The sequence below is a fragment of the Promicromonospora kroppenstedtii DSM 19349 genome (assembly GCF_000515355.1).
GTDB classification, from domain to species: Bacteria; Actinomycetota; Actinomycetes; order Actinomycetales; family Cellulomonadaceae; genus Promicromonospora; species Promicromonospora kroppenstedtii.
Genome location: NZ_KI911760.1, coordinates 242,962 through 248,390 on the forward strand (window position 1 = coordinate 242,962; position 5,429 = coordinate 248,390).

The following is a 5,429-nucleotide window of genomic DNA, read 5'->3' on the forward strand; positions in this document are numbered from 1 at the left end:
GACGACGGCGAGGCCGGCGACGCCCGCACCGACGACGAGGATCCGCCGGCCGGCGAGAGCCTGTCGGCGCGCGCTCACGCGGCGGCCCGCGGCGTGCCGAGCAGGGGCTCCAGCGTCGTGTCGAGCGTGGTCTCCAGGTAGGAGAGCCGCCCCGTGGCCCGCAGCATCACCACACCACCCTGGACGGCGGTGAGGATGCTCCGGGCGGTGTCACGCACGGGCAGGTCGGGCCGCACGGCCCCGTTCACGATCATGGCCTGGACGCCGGCCATCAGTGCTCCTTCCCAGCGGTCGTAGAGGCCGTTGACGATGTTGCGGGCCTCGGGGGAAGAGGTGCCCAGCTCGGAGGTCAGCGACCCCATGGGACACCGCTCGCCGAGCTCGACGTAGTGCCGCAGGACGCCGCCGCGCCACTCGCGCCAGCTCTTGGCCGTCGACAGGTCGTCGAGGTGAGGGCGCTGTGCCTCGATGACCTGTTCCACCTCGTAGCTCGTCACCGCGACGAGCAGCCCGGCGCGGCCGTCCGGGAAGTAGTGGAAGAGCTGGCTCTTGCTCGTCGACGTCGCCCGCAGCACCTGGTCGAGGTTGGTCACCGCCGCGCCCTGCTCCCGCATCAGCAGCGCGGCACCCGAGACCAGCCGCTGCCGCGTGGCGGCACCCCGGGCCGTCGTCCGCATGGTCATGTCCTCAGGCTAGTGGGGTGGGGGACAGCTGGACGCCACGGTCCAGCCCCGCGGGGGCAGCGGACCGTGACGTCCGTGCTCAGCGGAGCGGGCGGAACGTCGCGCGGATGTCTTCGATGACCGCCTCGGGGTTCTCCCACGGCGTGAAGTGCCCGCCGTGCTCGTGCGCCTTGAGATAGGTCGGGTTGTACCAGGGCTTCTCGGCGGGGTCGTCGAGGAACGCCTGGACCCGCTGCTCGGTGCTCACCCCGGGCGGGTTCTCGTTGCCGAGGAACGTGAGGCCGGTGGGCGCCTCGATGATCGGGGTGCGGTCGTGCGACGGCGTCCACGGGTACCGGTTCGCGTTGACGTAGGACCGGATCGAGCTGGTGATCGAGTTCGTGACCCACCAGATCGTCGCGTTCGTGATCAGGTGCTCACGCGGGAACACGGTCTCGACGTCGCCGTTGGACTCGCTCCACTTGGTCCACCGCCGCAGGATCCAGGACAGCATCCCGACGGGTGAGTCGGCGAGCCCGTAGGCGAGGTTCTGGTTGTCGAGGATGTGCACCGCGACGTGCGACGCGTACCGGTCCTGGAAGGTGAGGATGCCGTCCCTGATCTCGTCGGACGCGCCGGGCGGGACCGTCGCGCCGCCCGTCAGGTCCCACGGCCGCTCGCCCTGGAACAGGTCGAGGTGGATCGCGTGGCCGAGCCAGATGCCGTACAGGTCCTTCGCGTACTTGTGGCCGAGCTGGCTCGTGACCAGGGCGCCGTAGTCGGCCCCGGCGGCGGCGTACTTCTCGTGGCCGAGGTGCTCGGTCATCAGCTTGTGCCAGAGCTCCGCCATCTTCCAGAAGTTCATGTCCGGGCGGCCCGCCGGCGTCGAGAACCCGAAGCCCGCCAGCGAGGGGACGATGACGTCGAACGCGTCGGCCCGGTCGCCGCCGTACGCCGCGGGGTCGGTGAGCGGCCCGATCACCTTGGACCACTCGCGGTAGCTCCAGGGCCAGCCGTGGCTCATGACCAGCGGGATCGGCGCCGGCCCCACGCCGTCCTGCTTCACGAAATGGATCGGCGTGCCGTCGACGGTGACGCGGTACTGGTTCGCCTCGTTCAGCGCGCGCTCGGCCGTCCGCCAGTCGTACTCGTCGAGCCAGTAGTCGACGAGCTCCTTCATGTAGGCCTGGCTGGTGCCGTAGTAGCCGTCGTTCTCGTCGATATCGGCGGGCCAGCGGGTGTTGCGCAGTCGGTCCTTGAGGTCGTCGATCGTCTCCTGGGGGATCGAGACGGTGAACCGGTGCTGCTCGAGGTCGGTCTTCACGGTGTCGGACACGGTGGTGCTCCTTCGGGGGTCGGGTGCCGGCGAGCTCGTCATGCGAACTCCAGCCGGGTGCGGGTCTGGGTGCGGGTGGCGATGCGCCACTCGCCGCCGACCCTGCGGTAGGTGACGTGGTAGTGGCCCCAGCCGCGCATGGTGCGAAACGGCGGCAGGGTGTCTCCCGGGGCGGGCTCGGGGATCGCGCTGTCGCCGCGGAAGATGAGGTCGGACATCGCCCAGACCGCCGAGGCGGTGTCGGCGGACTCGACGTCGATCTCGTGCGTGAACAGCTGGTGCAGGGGCTGCACGTCGCCCGAGTTGTGGGCGCCGAGCTGCTCCGCGATGTCCGCCGGACCCTCCATGTGGACGATCTCGTTGCCGTCCACGTCGAGGGAGCGGAACCAGCCGTCGTCGGTGAACAGCCCGGCGAGGTCCGCCCAGCGCTTGTGGTCGGCGTACCGGGCATAGCGGGCCTCGACGCGGCGGATGTCCTCGATCGCGTTCAGGGTGTCCAGGTCTCTCATCGGTCTCCCCTTCCGTGCCGGGTCAGAGGCCCAGGAGGCGCTTGGCCTCCAGCGGGTTGGTGTAGTCCCGCCAGGCGGCAATCTTCCCGTCGCGGATCTCGTAGACCGCGAGGTTCCTGATCGGGGCCGGCGGCTTGCCGGCGAGGCCGAGGCCGTGCACCTGCTCGGCGATCACGACGTCGCCGTCGACGGCCTGGTGGAGGGTCTCGAACCGGACGTCGGCGAAGTTGCGGAACACCCCCGCCCACATCGCGACGAGGTCGGCGCGGCCGTGGACGACGGGGTCGCCGTAGTTCTCGAAGACGATGTCGTCGGCGAAGTAGGAGCCGAGCAGGGCGGCGTCCTGCTTCTCGAAGGTGTCGACGAACTCACGCACGAGGGCGTCGTTACGCGCCTCCTGCTCCGTGCCGGTGGTGGTGCTGGTGCTGCTGGACATGGGGCTTCCCTCTCCTTGACTGGACTGCACGGTCCACTGTGCGCGCCATAAATTGGACCCACAAGTCCAAAACTTGCCACCTGCGCCACGCCGCCCCGGAGCCCCGTCCGCAGACGCGTTCGAGGCCTGAGTTTCTTCGCTTTGACGTGGGTCAAAGCGAAGAAACTCAGGCCTCGAAGGGGAGAGGTCAACCAGCAGCCGTCACGGCCCCGTCGTCAGGTACGTCACCTGCCGGCCGGAGTTCACCGTCTCCCCCGTGTTGTTGATGACCCGCCGGATGGTGCCCACCCCGCCCAGGGACACGGTGACCATGTTGTGGAACCGCACGCCCGACCGGACCGGCACCTCGAAGGCCCGCGCGTTCGCCACCGCCGGGTTCACGTTGAAGAACGCGTAGCTGCCGAGCCCCCAGGCCTGGTGGTCGGTCACGGCGTCGCCCACCTTGTACGCCGCCCAGCCCTCGGTGGAGCCGTTCATGTACGCGGCCTGGTTCGGCGGGTCGTACGGCATCTCGTTCTGGTAGAAGTACGTGCGCCCGCGTTCGCCGTTCCAGATGGTCTGGTACTGCTGGTAGTGCTCGACGAACAGGCCGTACATCGTCACGTCGTCGCCGTTGACGATCAGGCCGTTGCGGCCGGTGTTGATGGTCCAGCCCACCGTCCCGCCGTTGCCGTGGTCGGCACGCCAGATCCAGGCGTGATCGCCGATCACGTCGTCGCTGTTGACCTCCATGCTCACCACGGCCTTGCCGGCGACCGAGCCGCCCACGCGGATGAACACGTCGGACAGCACCGTCGGGTTGGCCGCGTGGTCGGCGGACGAGCCGGCCGGGCCCACCTGCAGCAGCACGTTCGAACCGCCGGTCCCGGCGTCGAACATGATCCCGGCCAGGCGGACGCCGTCGACGTCGGCCACGCGCATGGCGTCGATGCCGCCCTGCGGCACGAACGTGGCGAGGCCCAGCCCCAGCACCACCGTGTCCGCACGGTTGACCTGGAGCGTCTGGTTGATCGGGTAGGTGCCGGGGGTGACCAGCAGGTTCTTCCCGGCGGCGAGGGCCGTGTTCATGCTGGCGGCGGAGTCGCCCGGCCGCACCACGTGGAAGTCGCCGATCGGGAGGGAGCGCCCGGCCGGGTTCCCGTTCGCCCAGGTGGTGCCGGTCGACCCGGACCGCACGGCGGGCACGAAGACCCGGTAGGAGCCGTTGTCGTCCACGTAGAGATACGGCTTCTCGGCGACCTTCGGGGTGGTGGCGATGGACGTGTAGGGCGGGTTCGGGAAGCTGTTCGACGGCGTCCCGGTGCTGCCCACGAACACCTGGTTCCAGTTGGACCCGGTCCAGCTCCCCATGGCGGAGTTCCGGGTGAGGAACTGCTGCTGGGTGCCCGAGTTGATCTGGCCGTCGACCTTCGAGTCCGCGATGAACCCGCCGGACGACCAGCCGCCGTCGGACAGGGCGAGGTTGCCGCGCAGGTGCATGCGCCGGTAGGGCGCCGCCTGGGACACGGACCACCGGTCGTTGCGGTCGGCGGGCGTGACGGACAGGCCCTCGGCGGAGCGCCAGAAGTTCTGCGTGGCGTTCTGCGAGCCGTCGGGCCACCAGTCCGCCTCGACGTGCACGTGGCCGTTGATGTTCACGTCGTCAGGAACCAGGCCCAGGCCCGCGACCTGGGTGAAGAAGCCCACGTTCGCGTCGACGTCGTAGGAGCCCGGGTAGAACAGCATGGCATGACGCTGAGGCCCGAACTGGTTGGTCTCCTGGGCGTCGAAGACGCTGTTCAGCCGGGACTGGATTGCGGCGTCGGACATGGACGTGTCGAAGACCGCCACGTTCGGGCCGAGGTCGGGGTTGGCCGGGTCCGGGAGCACCGCGTCCGGGTCGGGCCCCGGCACGGAGCCCCCGTTGTGCGTCCACTTCTGGTTGGCGGCGCCGGTGCAGGTCCAGAGCTGCACCCGGGTGCCGTTGGCGGTGGCGCCGCCGGTCACGTCCAGGCACTTGTTCGCGGCCTGGTTCACCAGGTCGCCGGCCGCGGTCAGGGTCCAGCGCTGGCTCGCGAGCGAGGAGTAGCAGTCCCAGAGGTGGACGATGGCTCCGTTCGCCGTCGAGCCGTCGGCGACGTCGAGGCACTTGCCGAGCCCGCGCACGGAGCCGTCGTCGGCAAAGGTCCAGGTCTGGTTGGCGTTGCTCGCCGTGCAGTCCCAGATCTGGGGCCGGTTGCCGTTGGCCGTCGACCCCTCGGTCACGTCGAGGCACCGGCCGCTGGCCGACCCGACGATGGTGCCGGTGGAGGCGGCGGTCGCGCCGGGCGACGCGACCACCCCCAGCAGACCGGCGAGCAGGACGGCGCTGAGCGCGCCGACCACCTTCCGAACACGTGACATGGCAGCCTCCGGCAGGGTCTGGCGCCGCGTCGTCGCGGCGGCGCCTCACCCTACCGAGCCACTTACTAACCTGTCAGTAGGTAAAAACCCCTATCAGCGCCGCC

Annotated in this window: 5 protein-coding genes; all 5 read right to left on the reverse strand. The window is 69.8% G+C overall.

The annotated features are described in order from the left end of the window. Nucleotides 1-74: 74 nt before the first annotated feature. Nucleotides 75-683, reverse strand: a complete 609-nt coding sequence (locus tag PROKR_RS28420) for a TetR/AcrR family transcriptional regulator (protein WP_036970579.1) — start codon at nt 681-683, stop codon at nt 75-77. 79 nt (nt 684-762) lie between these two features. After that, complete coding sequence (locus PROKR_RS28425; RefSeq protein ID WP_245606000.1) at nt 763-1,998, reverse strand: epoxide hydrolase family protein; 1,236 nt, start codon at nt 1,996-1,998, stop codon at nt 763-765. Nucleotides 1,999-2,036: 38 nt separating this feature from the next. Continuing rightward, complete coding sequence (locus PROKR_RS28430) at nt 2,037-2,507, reverse strand: nuclear transport factor 2 family protein (RefSeq protein WP_036970581.1); 471 nt, start codon at nt 2,505-2,507, stop codon at nt 2,037-2,039. A 22-nt stretch (nt 2,508-2,529) separates the two neighbouring features. Next, nucleotides 2,530-2,943 (reverse strand): nuclear transport factor 2 family protein, encoded by a 414-nt coding sequence (locus PROKR_RS28435; RefSeq protein ID WP_051433455.1) that lies wholly within the window; start codon nt 2,941-2,943, stop codon nt 2,530-2,532. 201 nt (nt 2,944-3,144) lie between these two features. Then, nucleotides 3,145-5,325 (reverse strand): RICIN domain-containing protein, encoded by a 2,181-nt coding sequence (locus tag PROKR_RS28440; RefSeq protein WP_036970585.1) that lies wholly within the window; start codon nt 5,323-5,325, stop codon nt 3,145-3,147. Nucleotides 5,326-5,429 lie beyond the last annotated feature (104 nt).

What these genes read in the sequence shown, in the direction of transcription:
- PROKR_RS28430 (WP_036970581.1), bottom strand. Translation starts at nt 2,507, where the DNA reads ATGAGAGACCTGGACACCCTGAACGCGATCGAGGACATCCGCCGCGTC.
- PROKR_RS28435 (WP_051433455.1), bottom strand. Translation starts at nt 2,943, where the DNA reads ATGTCCAGCAGCACCAGCACCACCACCGGCACGGAGCAGGAGGCGCGT.
- PROKR_RS28440 (WP_036970585.1), bottom strand. Translation starts at nt 5,325, where the DNA reads ATGTCACGTGTTCGGAAGGTGGTCGGCGCGCTCAGCGCCGTCCTGCTC.
- PROKR_RS28420 (WP_036970579.1), bottom strand. Translation starts at nt 683, where the DNA reads ATGACCATGCGGACGACGGCCCGGGGTGCCGCCACGCGGCAGCGGCTG.